This is a genomic window from Ruegeria sp. P10, assembly GCF_056534925.1.
Map to the genome: position 1 here is coordinate 144,321 of NZ_JBQERJ010000004.1, position 21,807 is coordinate 166,127.

Genomic DNA, 21,807 nt, shown 5'->3' on the forward strand with positions numbered 1-21,807 from the left:
CAAGTTCAAACCTCTTCAATCCGCAACGCGACGGGGGCACCGGCAACCACATCCGTTTCCAGGAACCCGTCCAGCGCAACGTCCAGCGCGGCGCGGGTGGTTTTGTGGGTAACGATCAGCACAGGCGCCGTGCTTTCGGCATGGGCGTACTGGCGCATCCTGTCTATGGAAACACCGGCATCGCCCAGAATGGCTGCAACCTTGGCCAGTGCGCCCGGTTTATCCAGCAGACCCAGCCGCAGATAATAAGGCGCTGGCAGGCCCGTGACGGCGGGCGCCGCAGCCTCAAGCGATTTGGCCGGTCGGCCAAAGGTCGGGATTTGCAGCCCGCGTGCCAGATCGCACACGTCGCCCATCACGGCGCTGGCCGTCGGGCCTTCACCCGCACCGGGGCCGCGCAGAACAACCTGTTCAACCGCGTCGCCTTCGATCACCACCATGTTGGTGCCGCCTTCCAATTGCCCCAAGGGCGAGTCGCTGGGCACAAGGCAAGGCTGCATGCGTTGTTCCAGCCCGCGCGCGGTGCGCTGTGCCACGCCCAGCAGTTTGATGCGAAAGCCCATATCCTCGGCCTGGTCGATATCGTCGAGGCTGATTTGCTGAATGCCTTCGATCTCAATCCCGTCAAAATTCGGCTTGGTGCCAAAAGCGATCGAGGCCAGCAAAGCCAGTTTGTGCGCGGCGTCGATGCCACCGACATCCAGATTGGGGTCGGCCTCAAGATACCCAAGTTCTGCACATTCATCGAAAAGGGCGTTATAGCCCTGACGCTGCGATTGCATCCGGGTCAGAATGTAGTTGCAGGTACCGTTCATCACGCCCATCACGCGTGTGATCTCGTTTCCGGCCAGCCCCTCGGTCAGGGATTTGATGACGGGGATACCGCCCGCGACTGCGGCCTCAAACCGGATGACGCGGCCAGCAGCTTCGGCCTGTTCGGCCAGTTCCTGCCCGTGAATGGCCAGCAATGCCTTGTTGGCGGTCACGACGTCTTTGCCGCTGGCCAGCGCGGCTTCGACCGAGGCCTTGGCCGGACCGTTTTCACCGCCCATCAGTTCGACATAGACATCGATATCGTCACGTTTCGCCAGCGCAACCGGGTCGGTTTCCCAGGCATAATCCGACAGGTTCACACCGCGGTCCTTGTTCGGATCCCGCGCCGATACGGCCACGATTTCAATCGACCGGCCCGTGCGCGCCTTCAGCAAATCTGCATGGCGGCGAACAATTTTGACGACACCCACGCCGACAGTTCCCAAGCCCGCAATTCCCAGCCGCAGTGCCTGTGTCATGTCGTGGGTTCCTTTCCGCTCGAAACTTGTCTGAATTCGGACGCCTGCCCGATCAGCGCTGCCTTATCGGGTTCAGGCCAAGGGTGCAATCCGTCACCGGGGGATTGTCGAGGTCAAATGTCACGCTTTAGTTGGTTTGCGCGTTTTGCAACGCCTGAGCCTTTTTCGCCAGCGCCTCGCTGCGCTGCGTCAGGTCTTCTTCCACCTCTGCGGCCTGGCTGACGGGATCAATCGAAGGCCCCAACGTTTCCTGCACCGGAATAAGACGCGGGTAGGGGGCCGATTTGACCGAGGCCGGTTCACTGCCTTCAAGTTCGGGAAAGTCTGAACACCCGGCAAACACAAGAATAATAGGCAGAACAGGCAGCAGTTTCATGTGGCACGCTTTTCGGTTTCGTTCGTCCTTTCGTGATGCACCTTTTGCCGGCGCCGATCAAGCGGGGTTCTATATGAACATTTGTTCAGATACTGTGGGCGGATGGCACGTACTCAAGGCTCCCACTCTGATATCACAGGCCCGCGCATTCGAAAGGCGGCCCTGAACCTGTTTGCGCGCCACGGTTATGCGGCGGTTTCGATGCGGCAGATCGCGAAAGAGGTCGGCGTTCAGGCGGGGGCGCTATACAATTACACGCCGGACAAGCAGAGTTTGCTGTATCGGTTGATGCGAGAGCATATGCAGGATCTGCTTTCGGCGCTCAACGCGCTGGAGCGCTGCGATGACTGCCAGCAAGCGTTGCGCCGATTTGTCGGTTTTCACATACGTTTCCACCTGCAACGCCCGGACGAGGTGTTCATCGCCTATATGGAACTGCGCAACCTCTCACCCGAAAACTTCGCCGAAATCGAAGATCTTCGGCGTCAGTATGAAAACGCGTTGGAAGACATCCTTCACTCTGGCCAGAAGGCTGGTCAGTTTGCGATACCGGACACCAAGATCGCCACGCTGGCGGTGATTGCCATGTTGAACGGTGTGATGACCTGGTACAGGTCCGGAGGGCGACTGTCACTGGACGAGGTCGAACAGATTTATTGGAACATGGTGCATAAGGCAGTAACGGCCTGACAGGGCCAGACCGTCACTGTGTCAGTGCGCAGGGCGAATGAAGGTCCCGTTACGCAACTCCCGAAAGGCTTGTTCCAGTTCGGCCCGCGTGTTCATCACAATAGGCCCGTGCCATGCGACGGGCTCATTGATCGGAGCCCCCGAGATCAACAGAAACCGCACGCCTTCGGGGCCAGCCTGAACGGTGATTTCGTCCCCCGTCCCGAAACGTACAAGCGTGCGGTCGCCCGACATATCCCGGATATTCACCTCTTGCCCGGCGACCTCTTTTTCCAACAGCACACCGGACGGGCGTGACGCATCTGCAAAGGCTGCCTGACCTTGAAAGACATAGGCGAAGGCTCGGCGATAAGTGTCGATGCGGAAGGTCTTCTTCACACCCGCGGGAACCGAGATGTCCAGATATTGTGGATCTGCCGCGATGCCATCCACGGGGCCGGTTTTGCCCCAGAACTCTCCTACAATCACACGAACGGTGGTGCCGTCGTCATCAGTGACTTCGGGGATATCCTTGCTTTGAACATCCTGATAGCGCGGGGCAGTCATCTTCTGATCCGAAGGCAGGTTGCCCCAAAGCTGAAACCCGTGCATCTGCCCCGAGGTGTTTCCCTGCGGCATTTCCTGATGCAGGATTCCGGACCCCGCCGTCATCCACTGCACGTCGCCCGCGCCCAAAGTGCCGGTGTTGCCCAGCGAATCCGAGTGCTCGACCGATCCGGCCAGAACATAGGTGATCGTCTCGATTCCGCGATGCGGATGCCAGGGAAAACCGGCCTGATAGTCCTGCGGGCGTTCGTTCCTGAAATCGTCGAACAGCAGGAATGGATCAAGTTCGGACGGGTCCTGAAACCCGAATGCGCGGTGAAGTTTCACGCCAGCCCCTTCCATCGTCGGGGTGGCCCTGCGTGTTTCAAGTGTGGGTCTAAGGGACATATTCGCCTCCGGTTCGTTTGATCAGCATGTAACCCCTGCGTGAATGCGGTCAATCAGCGTCAATTAACCGGAGCTGTGCAAATTTGCTGCGCAACCAAAGCCCTGTTGTTTCCCCCGGAAAATCGCTAAGTCGAAGCGGAACGGACAGGAGACATCCATGCAGGACGAAGTGCTGGCAACGATTCAGGCATCATCCCCCAGACGGTGGATCGGAGTAGGGATGCTGTCGACGGTTGGGATGCTGGTCACATACGTCGCTTTGGCATCGCCGCCCGAACCGGCGTGGCAAGTATTTCTTTTTGCTGTAGGGGGCGCGTCGCTTTGGCTGGCCTATCGTGTATGGCACGCGACCCAGGACCATATTGAACTGACACAGTCGGAGTTGCGTACCGGGTCAGGCCGATTGATCGCAAAGGTGGCTGATATTGAATCGGTGGATCGCGGTGTGTTTGCGTTCAAGCCGTCAAACGGTTTTCTGGTTCGCACCAAGCTCAAAGATACGAACCAATGGGCCCCCGGCTTGTGGTGGCGGATCGGTCGCCGGGTTGGCGTGGGCGGCATGACATCTGCCGCCGAGGCCAAGTTCATGTCCGAAATTCTATCCGCTATTTGTGCAGACGAACGGGGTCTGAGTTAAGTTACAAGCAACTTCGTTTGTAAAGCGGGGACGGGTAAAGATGAAGTTCTCAAAGGTGATACCTGTCGCAAAATCCCAGCCCGGTCTGAATGTGGGGATGTATTCATTGGACGTTTCAACCAGAATAACGGTGTCCTGATTGGGCATTGGCGGCAGGCGGTCTTCGATTTCATCGATCCTGTTGTCATCCCATTCCTGATCAAAGCCGCGTACGGTCGACCAGCGAACGTAGTGGCGATCATCGTCCTCATCGTAAATAATCAGAGAAATACGCATCTTCACATCTGACCGGTTGTTGACCATCTTGCCTGCCAAATCGTGCAGAGAGTCGATATACACATCGGTCACGGCCCGCGTTTCACGCGAAATCAGATCGCTGATCGTATAAGCTGCCTTTAGATTGGAGGCGCTTTGACGAAACCCCTCGAATGCAGTGAACGTGAACGTGATCGTCCATAACATCAATGGAAAAATCATGAGGGCTTCAACGGTCAGTATGCCGCTTTCGTCTTTCTTGAAGACTTTGACGCGATTTTTCAGATATTGGAGTACAGACATGATCTTACTCTGGCTCCTGTACGAATGCCGTTGTTGCGGTCACCGCATAGTGGCCGGTAGCGTCCGGGACAAGCTTGGCAATGGCTGAGGTCTCAAGAACCGGATCTATGCGCAGGCAGGCTCGCAGGATCATCAACTCGTTGGATTGGCCGCTTTTGAAATCCAAAACCGGCTTGGGATCTTCGGAACTGTCCGTGCAGGGGATGCTGTCTGAAAGCACGATACCAGCGAACGCGTCCTGCTTGACCATTTGTAGTCGCAAATTCCCTGTACAATCCTTGATTCCGGACACTTCGCAAATCCGATCCCTGATCACGTCGTGATTCCAGTTTGTACCCGTACCCAGCCGAATATCCCTTACGATCAGGTCCACCCCACGCTCCAAAGCAGCATGCCGCATTGTGATGATGGACAGTTCGGCTCCTGCCACGAGAAGCGCCAGGAAGAAGGGTACGAGCATGATGAACTCGATTGTCGCATTCCCTGCCTCGGATTGCCGAAACAGGCGGAGTTGCGACAGCTTTCCGCTGATCATTGGGTTAGCCTCAGTTTGCGGATCGACGATGCGATGGATTCAAAGGCTTTCTCAAGGTTCAGGCCACTTACGTCATAGATGTGGCTGTCAGAGCTGGCACAGTCTTTGAGGGTCCTGTACCCGCTTCTGGGCGCCTCGAACGCGATACCGTAAACGATGATTCCCTGATCTTTGGCCGCATCACAAATGTGCTTGGTGCGCTGGTTCTTGGCCGACGTTTCAACTTTCTCGTAAGCCTTGGAATACCATTCCGCCCAACCGCTGGACTGCCAGTAATAGTTGTACCGTGCGTTCCATGCCAAAGATACTCGGTTAAACAGTTCAGGATATGACAACCGAACGGCTGTTCCAGGTTCTTCGTTCAGCTGCGTCTCAGGTTCCGGGTTTCCGTAGGGATGATCCGCCCAAACATCTTGCTGAGGCCAGAAAAAATTCGGACGACCCTGAGAGTGGTACACGGTGTATTCATCAGCTTCCGGGTTGTACCAGACGTCTGACATACCTTCGCGCAGCGATGGGTTAAGCATGTATTGATCGGTGTTCTGACCATCGGTCATAACAATGGCGATCTTCAGAACGTCGGTGCCATAGTCCGAGGGACGGGCCGAGAATTTTGATGGCACAATTGTTGTGCCTGCATGGGACGGATCCTGTTCCAGCGACAGGTCGCGAACAATTCCGCGCATACTCGGATCCAGCAGGGCAGTACCCCACTTCATACCGATGTCGATTGATGTGTTCCCACCTGGGGTGAGGGACGCAATCTGGGCAAGCAGTTTGTTCATATTGTCGGTGACAGGGGTGATTGCACTTCCTGCGCGGACCGGACAAACGGGCAGGTCGATAGTCCCTTCAGAATAGGTGAAAGGATCGAAGTGCGCGGTGCGTTCGAGGGTGTCATCCCGTTCCAGATCAGAATCGCTGTACTGTTCTGGAATGAAGTTTACGCAGTGCGAATAGCTGTGTTCTTGGGTGACATTCGTGAACTTGTCCAGAATCGATGCTCCTGCGTTGACCTGCGTTGCGTAAGGAACAATCGAGATTGAAATCTGCGTTTCGTTCGGTTTGTCCAGCATGAGCCTGACAAATTCTGACGCAGCTTCTCTCAAAACTGCGATTTTTGTCTTCGATGGTGTGGCAGACGAGCGCGACATTGAGCCGGAGATGTCGAGAATCAATGAGATTTCAACGGCGCCAATGGATTCTTCAGCTGCACTGGTCGCAACGAGACCCAGTTCGGTGACTTTGCCGAACCTCAGATAGCGGGTTGGAACAACGGCTTCGGCTGTAGCACTTACTTTTTTGGAGCCGAAACCTTCAACAACCGTCGTAATGGCGTTCAAATTGCCCAGCCCGGCCTTGTCCATGTAAGAATCGACGACCGCCTTGGCGGGAAGGTCCTGGTCGAGGTCCGCGGCGGCAAGCACAGCGCGATCCAGTGTGGATTGCAGGCTGGCACGGTCGCGTTCATATTTCATGACATCCATGGCCATGCCGGTAATCGCCAGCATCAGGACCACCATAAACAATACGAAAATAGTGAAGGCGCCATCTTCGTTGCGAGCGAACTGCTCTAATTTGAACGTTTTGCGCTTCGGTTTCGAGCCGTCGTTACAAAGCAAGGAATTCAGCATTCTGGTTACTCCGCTTCACACGTCGAATTCGTGCGTCAAAGAAAAAAAGATTTGGGACAAAGTTAATTTTCAAACGTGGCGTGAATTGGGCGAAAAAGGCTTGGTTTTGGCCTTTTTGGGCGCTCAGGGGGTATAATTTTCACGTTTTCCCATGGTCTGTCGATGAAATGAAAACAATCCGTTAAGCGATTGACCGGATTGGGCGACTCACCATCAGAAACTCAAGTCTGTGTTAGGTAGGTGATGAAAAAAAGTGCATTGTTTGATTGCAGCCAGACTTGAGTGGTGCGACAAAACGTCATGACGTTTCGTCATCCAGCGGTACGGAGGATTTTATGACCGGCATCCAAGAACCAAGCTTTCGCCAGAGTGTTGACCTGATGTTCAACAGGGCGGCCGCCCTGATGGAACTGCCGCCGGGGCTGGAGCAGAAAATCCGGGTTTGCAACGCGACCTACACAGTTCGGTTCGGTGTGCGTCTGCGCGGTGAGATCCACACCTTCACCGGGTACAGGTCTGTCCATTCCGAACATATGGAGCCGGTCAAAGGCGGCATTCGCTATGCCACTGCGGTGAATCAGGATGAGGTCGAAGCGCTGGCTGCGTTGATGACGTACAAATGTGCTCTTGTCGAAACGCCTTTTGGCGGATCGAAAGGCGGTCTTTGCATTGATCCGCGGAAATACGAAGAACACGAACTGGAACAGATCACGCGCCGCTTTGCCTATGAACTTGCCAAGCGGGATCTGATCAACCCGTCGCAGAACGTTCCGGCGCCCGACATGGGAACGGGCGAACGCGAGATGGCCTGGATGGCGGACCAATACGCGCGGATGAACACCACCGACATCAATGCACGGGCCTGTGTGACCGGCAAGCCATTGAACGCAGGTGGCATCGCCGGGCGGGTCGAAGCGACCGGACGCGGCATTCAATACGCTCTGCGTGAATTTTTCCGTCACCCCGAAGACGTCAAGACGGCCGGCCTGTCGGGCAAGCTGGACGGCAAGCGTGTTGTGGTGCAGGGGCTCGGCAACGTGGGGTATCACGCCGCGAAGTTTCTGAGCGAGGAAGACGGTTCGCGCATTGTGGGTATCATCGAATGGGACGGAGCGCTTTTTAACCCGGATGGTATCGACGTCGAAGCCGTCCGCCAGTGGATCGTCAAGCATGGCGGCGTCAAGGATTATCCGGACGCGACTCATTCAGCGGAAGGTGCAAGCGTTCTGGAGGCTGAATGCGACATTCTGATCCCGGCTGCCCTTGAGGGTGTCATCAACCTTTCCAACGCCGAGCGGATCAAGGCACCTTTGATCATCGAGGCAGCGAATGGCCCGGTCACCGCTGGCGCGGATGAGATTCTTCGCAAGAAAGGCACCGTTATCATCCCGGATATGTATGCCAACGCGGGTGGTGTGACGGTGTCTTATTTTGAATGGGTCAAGAATCTAAGCCACATTCGTTTCGGCCGGATGCAGCGCCGCCAGGAAGAGGCGCGACATGAACTGATCGTCAGCGAACTGGAGCGGCTGGACAGGTATCTGGGTGACGCGTGGTCGATGTCTCCGGACTTTAAAGCAAAATACCTCAAGGGTGCCGATGAGCTTGAACTGGTGCGCTCGGGCCTCGATGACACGATGCGGATCGCCTACCAGTCCATGCGTGAAGTGTGGCACAGCCGCGACGATGTCGAAGACCTGCGTACTGCGGCCTATATCGTGGCGATCGACCGCGTGGCCAAAAGCTATCGCGCCAAGGGGCTGTAAATCAGGCGGGCGGGGTGATCATTTCGCCCCGCCGGTTCGCGCTGCGGCTTGAATGTCGATGGCGGCCCGTTAGTTTGACGGATAGTAGACACTCAGAGAAACGAATCCCGGAGACCTCCATGTTGCGTATAGCCATTGTCGCGGCTCTACTGGCCACCCCTTTGGCCGCTCAGGAAACTAAGGAACAAAGCTGCAAATATCAGGCGGATGTGGTGGCCGCGATCCAAAAGGCGCGGCTGGACCGCGTGAAAGAACGCGATGTGGCGCAAGCCGTGGCGGATAGTGGCCCGACATGGCCCGAGAACTACAATGCCGCGATTCCGTTGATCACGCCGTGGGTCTATGAACAAAAGATGCGCGATGTGCGCAAAAAGGATCTGGGCGCTGCTTGGCTTGAGTTGTGTTTGCAGCAATAATCCACAGCCCGGACATTTCCCTGTGGACAAACGCGCGCCATCCCCTTGGCGCGCGTTCCTGTTTCTGTCAGGTTTGACATATGTCACTGCCCCCCGGATTTCTGGATGAACTGCGCACCCGCCTGAGCCTGTCTCAGGTCGTCGGGCGCAAGGTGATGTGGGATCAGCGCAAATCCAATCAAGGCAAAGGTGACATGTGGGCGCCTTGCCCGTTTCATCACGAAAAGACGGCCTCATTCCATGTCGATGATCAGAAGGGGTTTTATTACTGCTTCGGCTGTCACGCCAAGGGCGACGCGATCAGCTTTGTGAAAGAAACGGAAAATGTTTCGTTCATCGAAGCGGTTGAAATCCTCGCCCGAGAGGCTGGCATGCCGATGCCTGCGCGGGATCCGAAAGCACAGGAAAAGCAGGATCGCCGCAGTCAGCTTGCCGATGTGATGGAACAGGCGGTGCAGTTTTTCCGCTTGCAGCTGAAAACAGCGGCGGGGGCAGAGGCACGGGATTACCTGTCGCGCCGGGGTTTGGATCAAAGCGCGCTGGATCGGTGGGAGATCGGGTTTGCGCCGGACAGTTGGCAGGCGCTTTGGGATCACCTGCGCGGCAAGAGCATCCCAGAGGAACTGATCCTTGGCGCCGGGCTGGCCAAGCCTTCAAACAAAGGCAAAAAACCCTATGACACCTTCCGCAACCGGATATTGTTCCCGATCCGGGATCCGCGTGGGCGCTGCATTGCATTCGGTGGCCGCGCGATGGATCCGAATGACAACGCGAAATACCTGAACTCGCCCGAGACCGAGTTGTTCGACAAGGGGCGCAGCCTTTACAATCAAGGTCCGGCGCGGCAGGCGGCGGGCAAAGGGCAGCCGCTGATTGTGGCCGAAGGGTATATGGACGTGATCGCGCTGGCCGAGGCGGGGTTTAGCGCGTCGGTTGCACCTTTGGGAACGGCCATTACTGAACATCAGTTGCACCTGCTCTGGCGGATCGCGGATGAACCGATCATTGCACTAGACGGGGATGCCGCGGGTCTGCGGGCGGCCATGCGGGCGGTTGATCTGGCACTGCCGCTGCTGGAGGCCGGAAAATCCTTGCGTTTTGCCTTGATGCCCGAAGGCAAGGACCCGGACGATCTGTTGCGCACAGAAGGCCCGGGCGCCGTTCAGGCCGTTCTGGAAGGGGCCATACCGATGGTCAAACTGTTGTGGCAGCGCGAAACCGAAGGAAAGGTATTCGACAGCCCGGAACGCAAGGCAGCACTGGACAAGGCACTGCGGGACAAGATCAAGCTGATCCAAGATCCCTCGATCCGCTTGCATTACGGTCAGGAAATCAAAGACCTGCGCTGGCAACTGTTCCGCCCGCGACGACAACCTCAAAACCGTCCGTGGCAACCGCGGGGAAAATGGCAGCCGCAGCAGACCGCGACGCCGGGCGCGCGCAGTTCGTTTCTGGCCTCATCGGAAAACGCGGATATCCAGCTGCGCGAAGCCGCTATTCTGGCGATCTCAATTCTGAATCCCAAGGTTGTTGTCCAATTTGAGCAACAGTTGGAAGAAATGGAATGTCACAATCCTGACTATGCGGCATTGCGCGATGCTGTCCTGCGTCACGCAATTGATGACCCGGACAACCTGAAAGACCACATTATCGCATCAATGGGGCCTGACGCCCTTGAAAACCTGCTGACCCTTCGCCATGTGGCAGTCATCCCCTGTGTGTCCAAGCCAGGCGACGTTGAAAAGGCCGAGATGACACTGGCCGAGGAACTCGCAAAGATCAAAGCGCTCCGGGGGTTGGATGCCGAGATTGCCGAAGCGGCAGAAGAGTTGTCTGATCTGCCCGATGAGGCGCTGACTTACCGGCTGGCGCAAGCCGCCGAAGAGCGCAACCGCACGTGTCGAAGCCAGAACGAGGATAGGGCCGTTTTCGACATTGCTGACAATGGGGCGCGAATCAATCGTGACGAGAAAGACGCGTTTGCGGCGATCATGTCTGGCATCAAATTCGAGCGGAAACGCCGATAAGTGGTGTTTTCGTAAGGCACTGGAAAAGAAAAACGGGTAAACGGGTGGCCGAATCACTTATACGCGCTAATGATTCGGCTGAGACGAATCACCCATCCCTGCAGGAGCATTGAATGGCCGCCAAGGATACGAACGAAGACCGCAAATCCGACGAGCAGGAACAGGAAATCTCGCTGGACATGAGCCAAGCGAACGTCAAGAAGATGATCGCCGAGGCTCGCGAGAAAGGTTACATTACCTACGACCAGCTCAATCAGGTCTTGCCGCCTGATCAGGTCAGTTCTGAACAGATCGAAGACGTAATGTCGATGCTGTCCGAGATGGGCATCAACATCATCGAAGATGAAGAGGCCGAAGAAGAAGAGAACAAAGGCTCGACCGAACTGGTTGCCGCGGAAAGCAACCGTGAGGTTGCACTGGCCGGTTCCGGTACAGAAAAGCTGGATCGCACCGACGACCCTGTGCGCATGTATCTGCGTGAGATGGGGTCGGTCGAACTGCTGAGCCGCGAGGGTGAGATCGCAATCGCCAAGCGGATCGAAGCCGGTCGCAATACGATGATTGCGGGCCTGTGTGAAAGCCCGCTGACCTTTCAGGCGATCACAATCTGGCATGACGAATTGTTGTCCGAAGACATTCTTTTGCGGGACGTCATTGATCTGGAAACCACGTTCGGAAACCAGTTGGACGAAGACGGTGACGTTGAAGAGCCGGTCGTCGATACCTCGGCCGTGCAGGCGAACAAGCCAGCCAAGGATACCGGCCCCGAGCTGGATGCGGATGGCAACCCGCTGAACAACGATGACGATGACGATGACGACGATCAGGCCAACATGTCGCTGGCCGCGATGGAAGCGGCGCTGAAGGATCAGGTCTTGACAACGTTGGAGCGTATCTCGACCGACTTCTCGATGCTGTCTGAAATGCAGGACAGCCGGATTTCGGCCACGCTGAACGAAGACGGTACGTTCAGTGAAAAGGATGAAGAAACCTATCAGAAACTGCGGGCTGAGATCGTCGAACTGGTGAATGGCCTTCACCTGCACAACAACCGGATCGAGGCGCTGATCGACCAGCTTTATGGCATCAACCGCCGCGTCATGTCTCTGGACAGCGCGATGGTCAAGCTGGCCGATCAGGCACGCATCAACCGCCGTGAGTTCATCGAAGCGTATCGGGGCCGTGAACTGGATCCGAACTGGCTGGCCGAGATGGCCGAAAAGCCGGGCCGGGGATGGCAGATGTTCATCGAACGCTCGACCGCGAAGGTCGAAGAGCTGCGCAACGACATGGCTCAGGTCGGCCAGTATGTCGGTCTGGATATCTCGGAATTCCGCCGTATTGTGCAGCAGGTTCAGAAGGGCGAGAAAGAGGCGCGGCAGGCCAAGAAGGAAATGGTCGAAGCCAACCTGCGCCTGGTGATCTCGATCGCCAAAAAGTACACCAACCGTGGCCTGCAATTCCTTGATCTTATTCAGGAAGGCAACATCGGCCTGATGAAGGCGGTGGACAAGTTCGAATACCGTCGTGGCTATAAGTTCTCGACCTATGCGACCTGGTGGATCCGCCAGGCGATCACCCGCTCGATCGCGGATCAGGCCCGCACGATCCGTATTCCGGTTCACATGATCGAAACGATCAACAAGCTGGTGCGCACGGGCCGTCAGATGCTGCATGAAATCGGCCGTGAGCCGACGCCGGAAGAACTGGCCGAAAAGCTGCAGATGCCGCTCGAGAAGGTGCGCAAGGTGATGAAGATCGCCAAAGAGCCGATTTCTCTGGAAACACCCATCGGCGACGAGGAAGACAGCCAACTGGGCGATTTCATCGAGGACAAGAATGCCGTGCTGCCCCTGGACAGCGCCATTCAGGAAAACCTCAAGGAAACCACCACAAGGGTTCTGGCCTCGCTCACCCCGCGCGAAGAACGGGTTCTGCGGATGCGTTTTGGCATCGGTATGAACACCGACCATACTTTGGAAGAAGTCGGCCAACAGTTCAGCGTGACCCGCGAACGGATTCGTCAGATCGAGGCCAAGGCGCTGCGGAAGCTGAAGCATCCCAGCCGTTCACGAAAACTCCGGTCTTTCCTGGATCAATAAGAACAAAGATCTATCAGAACAAAGGCGCCCCGTCAGAGGCGCCTTTTTTTGTTCACATTGGCTGGTTCTCGCATCACGTTGGCGCGATAGCACAAGGCCGTGGCGGTGTGCCTTTCTATATCGGTCTTGTCCACTCATGGGACAGGCCGGGGCGAGGTTTTTCAGGCTGATGACCCCCGGCCAGCTGTCCGAATGGGATGTTCCACTCGGGTCTTGAAGGCGCTGGGCGGCTGACCTGTCCACCGTTTGAAGGCGGTCGAAAAAGCAGCCTGATCGGCATACCCCAGCGCGTATGAGATTTCAGACAGAGTCATGCCATTTGTGATGAAAGTCTGGGCCAGATCACATCTTAGATCGTCCACAATATCGCGATAGCTTGTGCCTTCATCCTTGAGGCGTCGACTGAAGGTTCTGAGGCTCATCCCCAGATCAGCCGCCGCATCTTCGGCTTGCAGGATTGTGCCGGGCAGGGATCGGGTGATCAGACCTTCGACACGGGCGCGGGTCTTGTGCTTGGGGGGTGGTTTTTCGGCCAGCAGACGTTCACCGTATTCCAGCAAATGCTCACGCAGCTTTGGATCATAGGTCGGCACTTTCAATTCCAGCGCAGATAGCGGCAGAATGATCTCGATCTTTTCAGCGTTGAAAACCACCGGGCAGCCTGTCAGCTTTTCGTAGGTTTTGGCGTGGCTTCCAACTTTGTGCTGAAAGCGCATCTCGATCGGGTGCAACTTCACCTGCGTGAGGTTTCTCATCCTGGCCAGCGCAGCGAACAACAGGAATTCCGTGCGCCGATGATAGCGGGCAAAGCTGGCGTCTTTCCAATCGGCCTCAAGGGCCGCGAAGTTGCCGGCAACACGAAAGCTGAGCCCGATGGCCGGATCGATGATGCCATGAAAACGGGACAGGTTTTCCATCACCTGCCTCAAATCGCGTGAGTATTTACTGATATACCCTGTTACGGTCGAGGCCGACGTGACCTCGAGCCCAGTGCGCGCCGCAAATGTGATGTCACCAACGGCGTCACAGGCGTGCCGGATGAACAGGGCCTCTTTATGTGCGCTGTAGACTGCGGCAGGGGGCGCGATATCCTGCTGACACAGCCCGGTCTGTTGCAATACCCGCTGGGATACTTCGCTGTTGCCGGCGTGGCGATCCAGCGCCTGGATCAAAAAATGTAGTCGGTCGATATCTACATCCATCGTGGTACAACACCTTACGTTCTCAAATACATTAACAGTTTATCAGGGAAATCCCTTTGTTGACTTTGGCTTTTGGCAGAAAGGATTTTGCACTTGAGTACTACTTGTTGGCAAGTTCTCGAAAGGTTTTGACCGGAACGCGCATGAAGTGTAGCGCGCGGCTGTCCAAATCAGCTTTGTTGCCGGGTCGGGACCTTCATGGGGATGAGGTCAGAGCCTCGGAGAAATCACCAATCTCTGCTCAGGGCTCCCCGGCACGCTCTTTTTCTGCAAGTGACGCGTTGTTCTGCGACGCCGGGCTTGGGCCTGCTGATCCGCTGTCAAGGCTGGCTCACGCCGGATCACGCTATGTACCAGGCGGGCTGAATTGATCGTGAGGCACCCTGTGCGCGCAGTGAAGTTCGACTAACCTATTCAGAGGTCACAATTTGGAACAAGCAATCAGGGAAGAAATTACCATGAAACAGTCATACACTTTCGCCGCGTTGGCAGCCTTGGCCTTCAGTGTTCCATTGACAGCAGACGCTGCGCGGAACGGGTTTCGAACGGAACCCATAAACGCCACTGATTTTGAGGTCATCCCCCGCGGCGACATGCGCGCCGAAGGCTATTGGTGCGCCGCCGCGGATTATGCACGTCGAACCTTGGGGTCGGGCTGGACGGACCGGATTTACGTGTTGCGAGGATACGGGCCCAGTGTCACAACCGGTCGCAGAACAGCGGTTCAGTTTTCCATCAAGCCGCCTCAAACGGTCGATGCACAACCAAGCAGCTTTGTCTCGTTCGGGTTTCAGCCTGGCAACAGTGAATCTGTACAAGGTGCGAATGCACGGTGTAATTATCGACCGTTCTTCAACGACTGACCAACCCGCAGGATAGTCACGATGCAGACCGAGTTCGTTTTGCACACCCATGGACCGGGGCTTTACGAATTCACGTCCGACGTTCTGCAATGGCTTGAACGGGTGGCGAAAGATGGGGTCTTGACCCTGTTCGTTCGCCACACTTCCTGCTCATTGCTGATCCAGGAAAACGCGGACCCCGAAGTTCAAACAGATCTTCAGGCGTTCTTTGAACGGCTGGTTCCACCGTCAGACAACCCCGCCATGTCGTATCTGCGGCACACCTATGAAGGCCCGGACGATATGCCTGCGCATATCAAGGCCGCGCTCTTGCCGGTTTCGTTGACGATCCCGGTGTCGCAGGGACGACCCGTTCTGGGAACATGGCAAGGGATTTACCTGTTTGAACACCGCACTGCGCCGCATCAAAGGAAGGTTGCGGCGTATCTGGCCTGACCCACTATTTAGCGGTTTGAATTTCCGACTACCCAAACCCTAGCGGCTGCCCTATAGTTGTGGATAAGTAAGCCGCAGCGCTTACAAAAAGAGGCCGAACATGGGACGAGGAGACGGCGGATGCGCTGCCCGTTTTGCGGAAATATCGACACTCAGGTGAAAGATTCACGCCCGGCAGAGGACCACGTGGCAATCCGCCGACGCCGGTTCTGTCCGGCCTGTGGCGGACGGTTCACGACCTACGAACGTGTGCAACTGCGTGATCTGGTTGTCATAAAGACCAATGGTAAACGCGAAGATTTCGATCGCGACAAGCTGGAGCGTTCGATCCGCATCTCGATGCAGAAACGCCCCGTTGATCCCGAACGGATCGATCAGATGATTTCGGGCATCGTGCGCCGTCTGGAAAGCATGGGCGACACGGATATCCCGTCCAACAAGATCGGTGAGATCGTTATGGAAGCTCTGGCGCGGATCGACACTGTCGCCTATGTTCGCTTTGCGAGTGTGTACAAGAATTTCCAGGCGGCCGATGATTTCGAGGAGTTCGTCCACGAACTGCGCCCGCCGCAGCCTTCGACTGACGAGTGAACGAAACAGATAAGCGATTCATGGCGCTTGCCCTGTCTTTGGGGCGGCGCGGTCAGGGGATGTGCTGGCCGAACCCCGCTGTGGGGTGTGTCATCGTTCGTGATGACCGGATCATCGGGCGGGGCTGGACACAGCCGGGTGGCCGCCCTCATGCCGAGACCGAAGCCTTGGCTCAGGCCGGGCAGGTTGCGCGTGGTGCGACCGCCTATGTAACGCTGGAACCCTGTGCCCATCACGGCAAAACGCCGCCCTGCGCCGAGGCCTTGATTGCGGCAGGAGTATCCCGTGTTGTGGCCGCTGTCGAAGACAGCGATCCGCGCGTGGCCGGGCAGGGTTTTGCCATTTTGCGCGAGGCGGGAATTGACGTTGTAACTGGCGTTCTTGCGGAACAGGCAGAACGGGATCTGGAAGGCTTTTTCCTCAAGACTGAACAAGGCCGGCCTTTTGTGACGCTGAAGATGGCCAGCAGTTTTGACGGGCGCATCGCAACCTCGACAGGGCACAGCCAATGGATCACCGGACCGCAGGCACGTCGTGTGGTCCATGCCATGCGTGCACGTCACGATGCGGTGATGGTCGGGGCAGGGACGGCGCGCGCCGACGACCCCTCGCTGACCGTGCGGGATCTTGGCGTTGAGCATCAACCCGTCCGCGTCGTGGTGTCCCGCCATATGGATATTTCTCTGATGGGGCAGCTGGCGCGCACAGCCTCAAAGATACCTGTCTGGCTCTGCCATGCGCATCACCCGGATGCCGAACGTGCACAGGCGTGGGAGGGATTGGGAGCAAAGCTGATCCCCTGTGCGTTGAAAGATCACCATATCGACGCGGTGGATCTGCTTCAGCAACTGGGTCAGGCCGGTTTGACCAGTGTCTTCTGCGAAGGCGGTGCCGCGCTTGGGGCCTCGCTGTTGGCCGAAGATCTGGTGGACGAGCTGATCGGGTTCACTGCCGGCTTAACCATCGGGGCCGAAGGCCTGGCCGCGGTCGGGACACTAGGTCTGGAAACGCTGGAGGCCGCCCCCAAATTCGAATTGATCGAGACGCAGGCGGTCGGCGGGGATGTATTACATCGTTGGCGCAGAGCGTCGGAATAACGTCAACGCCAAAGATGAGCGTGCGTTGCGAACGCGCCCTGAAGCTTTGACAGAAACCGGTTGAACGGACCGGACGGTGCCGAATACCCCAGCGCCAAACGTTCAACAGCCACTTCGACAGGGCAGGGTTGTCTGGTGATCGGATCGAAATAGCGTGGATAGTCAATCAAGGTGGCGTGTACCAAGCCCATCAGCGACGGCCGTGCACCTCGCCTGACGGGGACGGTATCCAGATCGGTGGTCAGGCCCCATCCCGCATAGAAGGGCGCGCCCAGAGTCGTGACCTTCACCCCGCGCAACAATGCCTCGAACCCCAATAGCGATGTCATCGTCCACACCTCGTCCACCTGCGTCAGCAGCGAGGCAGGGTCAGTTCGGGTCACGACAAGGTCCGCAATTGACTCTGCGTCTATCTGGCCATCCCGCAACCCAGCTTCGACATCAGGGTGCGGTTTGTAGATCAGGATAGCTTCGGGGTTGGCCTCGCGCGCCGTGTTCAGCAGGTCCAGATTGCTGCGCACCGTGTTGGTGCCCAGCAGGATCGAGGCGTCATTTTCAACCTGTCCGGGCACCAGAATTCGGTGCCCATGGGGCAGAACCGGCGCGGATTGGCCCGTGTTGTATTTGCTCAAACCATCGGCCAGCAATCTCTCAATAAGCCGTTCAACGCGCAATTCCTGATCCGGGCGCAAAGTTGCACGCTCGCTGATCAGGTTTTCCAACTGGCTGGGCTTTGTGGGGTCATAGTAGATACCGACTTCGTCGGTTACCAGGGATAGGGGCGGAACAAGCGCCGCCCCAAGTCCGCGGGAACGCAAAAAACCGTCTTCCACACGAACGGCCCCTTCGCTGTCGCGCGCCTGACTGGCCCAGACCATGTGGGGGCGATCCGAGGCATCAGGTTGTGTGGCCGTAAAGCGCAACGTGCCATGCCGCCCGAAAATCTGCTGCATGTGCCTGCGTTTCCACAGGCGCATACCGGCGGCCGTCCAACCGTGCCTGTCCTGCCGCCATGCGCGGGTCTGCGCCTCCAAAATGTCCAGAACCGTTTCCAGTTCGCACAGCTGATCGCGAAAGGGGTCGTACCAGGTCGGGTAAAGCAGCATCGCGGCCGCGAACAGTTGCGCGCGGGTCAGGTTGCGCTGACGGCGCTGGACTGGGAATTCATCCTGCGTCAGGCCCCACCCGGCATAGAACGGTTGACCGAAAACGCGCGGTTTGTGACCGGCCAGGATTGCTTCAAAGCCCAGCTGCGAGGAAACGGTATAAACCGCAACGGCGCCCTCGAGCAGGGGCCAGGGGCTGATGGGCTTGTCAAACCACGTGACCCGGTCTGACGGGTCCTGATCGGTGAAATGCCCCTGACGATGACCTGCCATCGTTTCTGGATGTGTCTTGATCAGAATGCGCGCACCTGGGTTTTCCTCCTGCGCGACCACAAGCATTTCAAGAAAACGGGCACGATCGGCACCGCTTGCCGAGACGGCGGCATCGCCAACCGTCTGATCGATGACCAGTACATAACCGGGGTCAGGTGCGGCAAGATCGGGGTCAAAAGCGGAATACTTGCTGAGGTGCAATTCCCTGACCCGCTCCATCGCGGCACGTGCGCGGTTCAGCAGCGCGGTGTCGTCCAAGGGATCGGTGTTCAGCAGCTTCTCAAGGTCCGAAGGTTCGGCTGCATCGAAATGCGGGCCCGAACAGTCCAGCAAAAGACCCAAGGGCGGTTCACCGGCGCGCCCCGGGTGCAGAGACCTGAGAAAGGCATCCTCGACCCGCAGAACCGGGGCGCGGTGTTTTTCGGCGATGCGCAGGCCCCGATACGCGGTCGGGCTGTTGCCCCAAATGCCCACGCAATCGCCATCCTTGGGAAGACCCAGACGAATGTCATATCCGGCAAGCGTCAGAATCCGTCTCAGGCGTTTTTGCGTAAGAAACCCGCCGTTGTAGACGAACAGCCGGGTGCGCTCGGCCCCGGCTGCGCTATCCGGATCGGCTACCATGCATCAGTTGCCGGTCAGCGTGGCGACGTTTGCGATGGGGGTCAGGCCACCAGCGATCAGCGAGATCGATTTGCTCCACTGTGCATAGGGTGCTTCGGTCACATAAATCGTATCATCGTCGCGGATCACGAAATCCCGCGCGATGAACAGGCCGTTGGGTGCCGTCAGGTTCAGCAGGTAGATCATGCGTTGATCCCCCTTCAAGTCGGCGCGTCCCGTGATGCTGCGCGCGATGTCCTGACGCTCTTTCCGCAGAATGAAAATGCCGGTTGGATCAGAGGACAGTGTTAGCAGACCACCGACCTGAGCCAAAGCTTCCAAGGCGGTAAGGTCCTGACTGTCAAAGGCCACGCGAGACTGACCCCCGGTCGCGCCGAGTGCTATGTATGATCTGCTGTCTTCTTCCACCAAAATGCGGTCGCCGCCACGCAAAGCGACGTCCAGTTTTGGGTTGCGGAACAGATCTTCGTACCAGACGGTGCCCTTTTGATCCCCCCGGATCAGCGTCACCAACGCGATATCTGACGCTACTGAGACCCCGCCCGCCTTGGACAGCATGCCAAGCAGGGAACGGGTTGGGCGTTCGATCGGATAGATGCCGGGGGTTGCGACTGTACCCGTCAGCGAGACGGTGGAACCGTCACCCGCAACACGCCGCACTTCGACCTGTGGGTCGGGTGTCTGTTCCCGCAGCTTGTTCGTGATCAAAACGCGAAGCTGTTCGGGCGTGTTGCCCGCGGCCCGAATCCGACCCGCATAGGGGACGAAAATGAAACCATCGCTGTCGACCTGAACTTCATCCAGAATGGTCGCCGCACCGGTTTCGCCGGACAGCAACCCGTCGTCCACGTTTTCCCATATGGTCAGGCCCAGCACGTCACCGGGGCGGACAGTGTCGGCGGTCAAGGCCTGGGCGCTGCTGAACGAGGACGAAAAGCCAAACTGAGGCACGGCGGATGTAAGGCGTGTCACGCGGTCATCGACTTCGACGACAAACGCGTTGCCGCCATTCTGGACTGCACCCGCCAGAATTTCGGTCTTGTTCGGCCCGGATTTCGGAAGTTGGCAGGCCGCCATCAAGCCGATTGCGGCCAAAAGGGAAACCCCCCGCATCCATCGCTTAGGAGAGAATTGCACTGCCGGATATCCTCAGTCTTTTGTTGTTGCGGGAAGATTAGCCGGTAAGCAGCACAACTTCCAGTCACAGGGCGACCGAATTACTCGACGATTTTCAACTGTGGCGTCGGTGCCTCGTTCTTGTTCAGAAGGGCCTGATAAGGGTCACTGCTGCTGAGCATCATGTCCACGGCGCGGCGCAGCAACTGCCGCCTGCCGCGCCGGGAATAAAACCCGCCTGGAACCTGGCTGGTTTCCAGCAGGAATTGCCGGTAACAGCGATAGGCGTCGACATCCGGCGCGTCTGGTTCAGCAAAAAATGCAGCGATCGACTGCTGTGATACGAAGTCGGTCTTGTCATAAACCGAACGTCCGAAAATACGCAGCGGAATACCCCGCCACAAGACCTGCTGCCCCGCAGTGGAATTCACGGTGACGGCCGAATTTGCCTCATCCAGCAAACCTGCCAGTTTTCCGCCTGGGACATAGTGAACACGGTTCTGCACCCCGTGTTTCCTGGCAATCTCCATGGCGCGCAGGTGCAATGGTTCACGGTGGTTTTCCAAAGGGTGCTCTTTCACGACCAGCCTGTGATGTGCCGGTGCGCCTTGCGCGAATCCTGCGATGACCAGTTCCAGAAAATCGGACATGCAGGAGAATTCGGAATGGGCCTGAACCGAACTGTCATGCCCCAGTTGCAGCAACACGAGGTGATAGGGGAAGCCCCCCCATCTGACGCGCGCCGTGGCAATGCCGCGTTGCAGGCGATGAACAGGCATCAGCATCAGACGTTTGAAATACAACCGGAATTCCTGTGAAACCGACAGATCACGATGAGGCCGGAAATTGCGGTATCTCTTGTTCAGGAACATGACGAACCAATGATAGAGGGCACCGTAGAATATGTGTTGCCGCATATCCCCCCAATGCGACGGTGGCGGGGGCGTTTTGCTGTCCGACCGGGCCAGAGCCTGCCGCATCTGGTCGACATCCAGTGACATCAGGCGCGAATGCCCGTTTGACCCGTCCCGCTCGTACGTGACCCACCAGGGCCGCAGGTAGCCTTCTTCGAAAACGTGAACTGTCAGCCCTTGAGACTTCGCAATCTCAACTGCGCGGGCGTGGACCGGTCTCGTGTCGCCATAAAGAACGATATCCGTGACGCCTTTGTCGGCAATCAACCTGTTCAATGTCTCGGGCCAATCGCCGGGCGTGTTCCGGAATGCGATGAAACTTGCCTTGTCGAACCAGAACGCCTGATCCCCCGCATTGAACCCAACCCGCCAGACCTGTGCCCCCGTGGCGCGCAACATCTGCCCGAGTGTCGAGAAAAACGGCCCGTGAGGTCCCTGAAGAAACAGGAAGACCCGTTTGTCTGAGCCTGAAGGCATTTGCGGCATCTGGACTGCTCTTTTTTTTGGTTTTGTTGCCGAAACTATGCCCGTTTGGGCCTTGTACGGCAAGGCGGGGCTTGCCCGCGCGGCCCATTGGGCTTACCTCGACGGTGAAAAGCAGGCACAGGTTATGAACTGAG

The 21,807-nt window shown here is 57.4% G+C and carries 20 protein-coding genes; 10 read left to right on the top strand and 10 right to left on the bottom strand.

What is annotated here, in order from left to right; all coding sequences use genetic code 11:
- Positions 1–5: 5 nt before the first annotated feature.
- Both ACR0FB_RS08560 and ACR0FB_RS08565 read right to left on the bottom strand, forming a co-directional pair.
- Positions 6–1,292 carry a homoserine dehydrogenase gene (locus ACR0FB_RS08560; RefSeq protein ID WP_171633452.1) on the bottom strand — a complete coding sequence of 429 codons (1,287 nt, stop codon included), beginning with the start codon at positions 1,290–1,292 and terminating at the stop codon, positions 6–8.
- Between the two features lie 127 nt (positions 1,293–1,419).
- Positions 1,420–1,668: a hypothetical protein gene (locus tag ACR0FB_RS08565; RefSeq protein ID WP_171170524.1), complete on the bottom strand. Its 249-nt coding sequence runs from the start codon at positions 1,666–1,668 to the stop codon at positions 1,420–1,422.
- 102 nt (positions 1,669–1,770) lie between these two features.
- On the opposite strand from ACR0FB_RS08565, the gene ACR0FB_RS08570 reads away from it, so the two are divergent.
- The gene (locus ACR0FB_RS08570) at positions 1,771–2,358 is read left to right on the top strand and encodes a TetR/AcrR family transcriptional regulator (protein ID WP_171633449.1); all 588 of its coding nucleotides are present in this window, start codon (positions 1,771–1,773) and stop codon (positions 2,356–2,358) included.
- Positions 2,359–2,379: 21 nt separating this feature from the next.
- Here the strand turns inward: ACR0FB_RS08570 and ACR0FB_RS08575 are convergent, their stop codons facing one another.
- Positions 2,380–3,291, bottom strand: a complete 912-nt coding sequence (locus ACR0FB_RS08575; protein WP_209833495.1) for a pirin family protein — start codon at positions 3,289–3,291, stop codon at positions 2,380–2,382.
- Positions 3,292–3,448: 157 nt separating this feature from the next.
- Between ACR0FB_RS08575 and ACR0FB_RS08580 the strand changes: the two genes are divergently transcribed.
- Positions 3,449–3,928, top strand: coding sequence for a hypothetical protein (locus ACR0FB_RS08580; RefSeq protein WP_171723532.1), 480 nt, complete (start codon positions 3,449–3,451; stop codon positions 3,926–3,928).
- On the opposite strand, the gene ACR0FB_RS08585 is transcribed toward ACR0FB_RS08580, so the two are convergent.
- The 3 genes from ACR0FB_RS08585 to ACR0FB_RS08595 are packed head-to-tail and all read right to left on the bottom strand — an operon-like array spanning position 3,890 to position 6,655.
- Entirely contained in the window at positions 3,890–4,486 is a 597-nt protein-coding gene (locus tag ACR0FB_RS08585) for a TadE/TadG family type IV pilus assembly protein (RefSeq protein ID WP_171633443.1), read from the bottom strand. The genes ACR0FB_RS08580 and ACR0FB_RS08585 overlap by 39 nt on opposite strands.
- 4 nt (positions 4,487–4,490) lie before the next feature.
- Positions 4,491–5,021 carry a TadE/TadG family type IV pilus assembly protein gene (locus ACR0FB_RS08590; protein WP_480619073.1) on the bottom strand — a complete coding sequence of 177 codons (531 nt, stop codon included), beginning with the start codon at positions 5,019–5,021 and terminating at the stop codon, positions 4,491–4,493.
- Positions 5,018–6,655, bottom strand: a complete 1,638-nt coding sequence (locus ACR0FB_RS08595) for a Tad domain-containing protein (protein ID WP_480619074.1) — start codon at positions 6,653–6,655, stop codon at positions 5,018–5,020. The genes ACR0FB_RS08590 and ACR0FB_RS08595 overlap by 4 nt, the downstream gene beginning before the upstream one ends.
- Before the next feature lie 335 nt (positions 6,656–6,990).
- On the opposite strand from ACR0FB_RS08595, the gene ACR0FB_RS08600 reads away from it, so the two are divergent.
- From ACR0FB_RS08600 to rpoD, 4 genes are all read left to right on the top strand, one after another.
- Entirely contained in the window at positions 6,991–8,421 is a 1,431-nt protein-coding gene (locus ACR0FB_RS08600; RefSeq protein WP_171723528.1) for a Glu/Leu/Phe/Val family dehydrogenase, read from the top strand.
- A gap of 119 nt (positions 8,422–8,540) precedes the next feature.
- Positions 8,541–8,837, top strand: a complete 297-nt coding sequence (locus tag ACR0FB_RS08605) for a hypothetical protein (protein ID WP_152457544.1) — start codon at positions 8,541–8,543, stop codon at positions 8,835–8,837.
- Between the two features lie 80 nt (positions 8,838–8,917).
- The gene (gene dnaG, locus ACR0FB_RS08610) at positions 8,918–10,864 is read left to right on the top strand and encodes a DNA primase (RefSeq protein ID WP_480619076.1); all 1,947 of its coding nucleotides are present in this window, start codon (positions 8,918–8,920) and stop codon (positions 10,862–10,864) included.
- A gap of 113 nt (positions 10,865–10,977) precedes the next feature.
- On the top strand, positions 10,978–12,966 hold the full coding sequence (rpoD, locus tag ACR0FB_RS08615; RefSeq protein ID WP_171633431.1) for an RNA polymerase sigma factor RpoD: 1,989 nt from the start codon (positions 10,978–10,980) through the stop codon (positions 12,964–12,966).
- A 161-nt stretch (positions 12,967–13,127) separates the two neighbouring features.
- Here the strand turns inward: rpoD and ACR0FB_RS08620 are convergent, their stop codons facing one another.
- Positions 13,128–14,168, bottom strand: a complete 1,041-nt coding sequence (locus tag ACR0FB_RS08620; RefSeq protein ID WP_480619078.1) for a helix-turn-helix domain-containing protein — start codon at positions 14,166–14,168, stop codon at positions 13,128–13,130.
- A 458-nt stretch (positions 14,169–14,626) separates the two neighbouring features.
- On the opposite strand from ACR0FB_RS08620, the gene ACR0FB_RS08625 reads away from it, so the two are divergent.
- From ACR0FB_RS08625 to ribD, 4 genes are all read left to right on the top strand, one after another.
- The gene (locus ACR0FB_RS08625) at positions 14,627–15,031 is read left to right on the top strand and encodes a hypothetical protein (protein ID WP_171633427.1); all 405 of its coding nucleotides are present in this window, start codon (positions 14,627–14,629) and stop codon (positions 15,029–15,031) included.
- Between the two features lie 21 nt (positions 15,032–15,052).
- A complete protein-coding gene (locus ACR0FB_RS08630; protein ID WP_171206899.1) occupies positions 15,053–15,466 on the top strand; it encodes a secondary thiamine-phosphate synthase enzyme YjbQ in 414 nt (137 codons plus the stop codon).
- A gap of 120 nt (positions 15,467–15,586) precedes the next feature.
- Positions 15,587–16,057, top strand: a complete 471-nt coding sequence (gene nrdR / locus ACR0FB_RS08635) for a transcriptional regulator NrdR (RefSeq protein WP_117869416.1) — start codon at positions 15,587–15,589, stop codon at positions 16,055–16,057.
- Positions 16,054–17,154, top strand: coding sequence for a bifunctional diaminohydroxyphosphoribosylaminopyrimidine deaminase/5-amino-6-(5-phosphoribosylamino)uracil reductase RibD (ribD, locus tag ACR0FB_RS08640; protein ID WP_480619080.1), 1,101 nt, complete (start codon positions 16,054–16,056; stop codon positions 17,152–17,154). The genes nrdR and ribD overlap by 4 nt, the downstream gene beginning before the upstream one ends.
- A 2-nt stretch (positions 17,155–17,156) precedes the next feature.
- Here ribD and ACR0FB_RS08645 read toward each other — a convergent pair whose 3' ends face one another.
- From ACR0FB_RS08645 to ACR0FB_RS08655, 3 genes are all read right to left on the bottom strand, one after another.
- Positions 17,157–19,157: a capsular polysaccharide biosynthesis protein gene (locus ACR0FB_RS08645; RefSeq protein ID WP_480619082.1), complete on the bottom strand. Its 2,001-nt coding sequence runs from the start codon at positions 19,155–19,157 to the stop codon at positions 17,157–17,159.
- Positions 19,158–19,160: 3 nt separating this feature from the next.
- On the bottom strand, positions 19,161–20,294 hold the full coding sequence (locus tag ACR0FB_RS08650; RefSeq protein ID WP_480619084.1) for a polysaccharide biosynthesis/export family protein: 1,134 nt from the start codon (positions 20,292–20,294) through the stop codon (positions 19,161–19,163).
- Positions 20,295–20,374: 80 nt separating this feature from the next.
- On the bottom strand, positions 20,375–21,664 hold the full coding sequence (locus ACR0FB_RS08655) for a capsule biosynthesis protein (RefSeq protein ID WP_480487162.1): 1,290 nt from the start codon (positions 21,662–21,664) through the stop codon (positions 20,375–20,377).
- Positions 21,665–21,807: the final 143 nt, after the last annotated feature.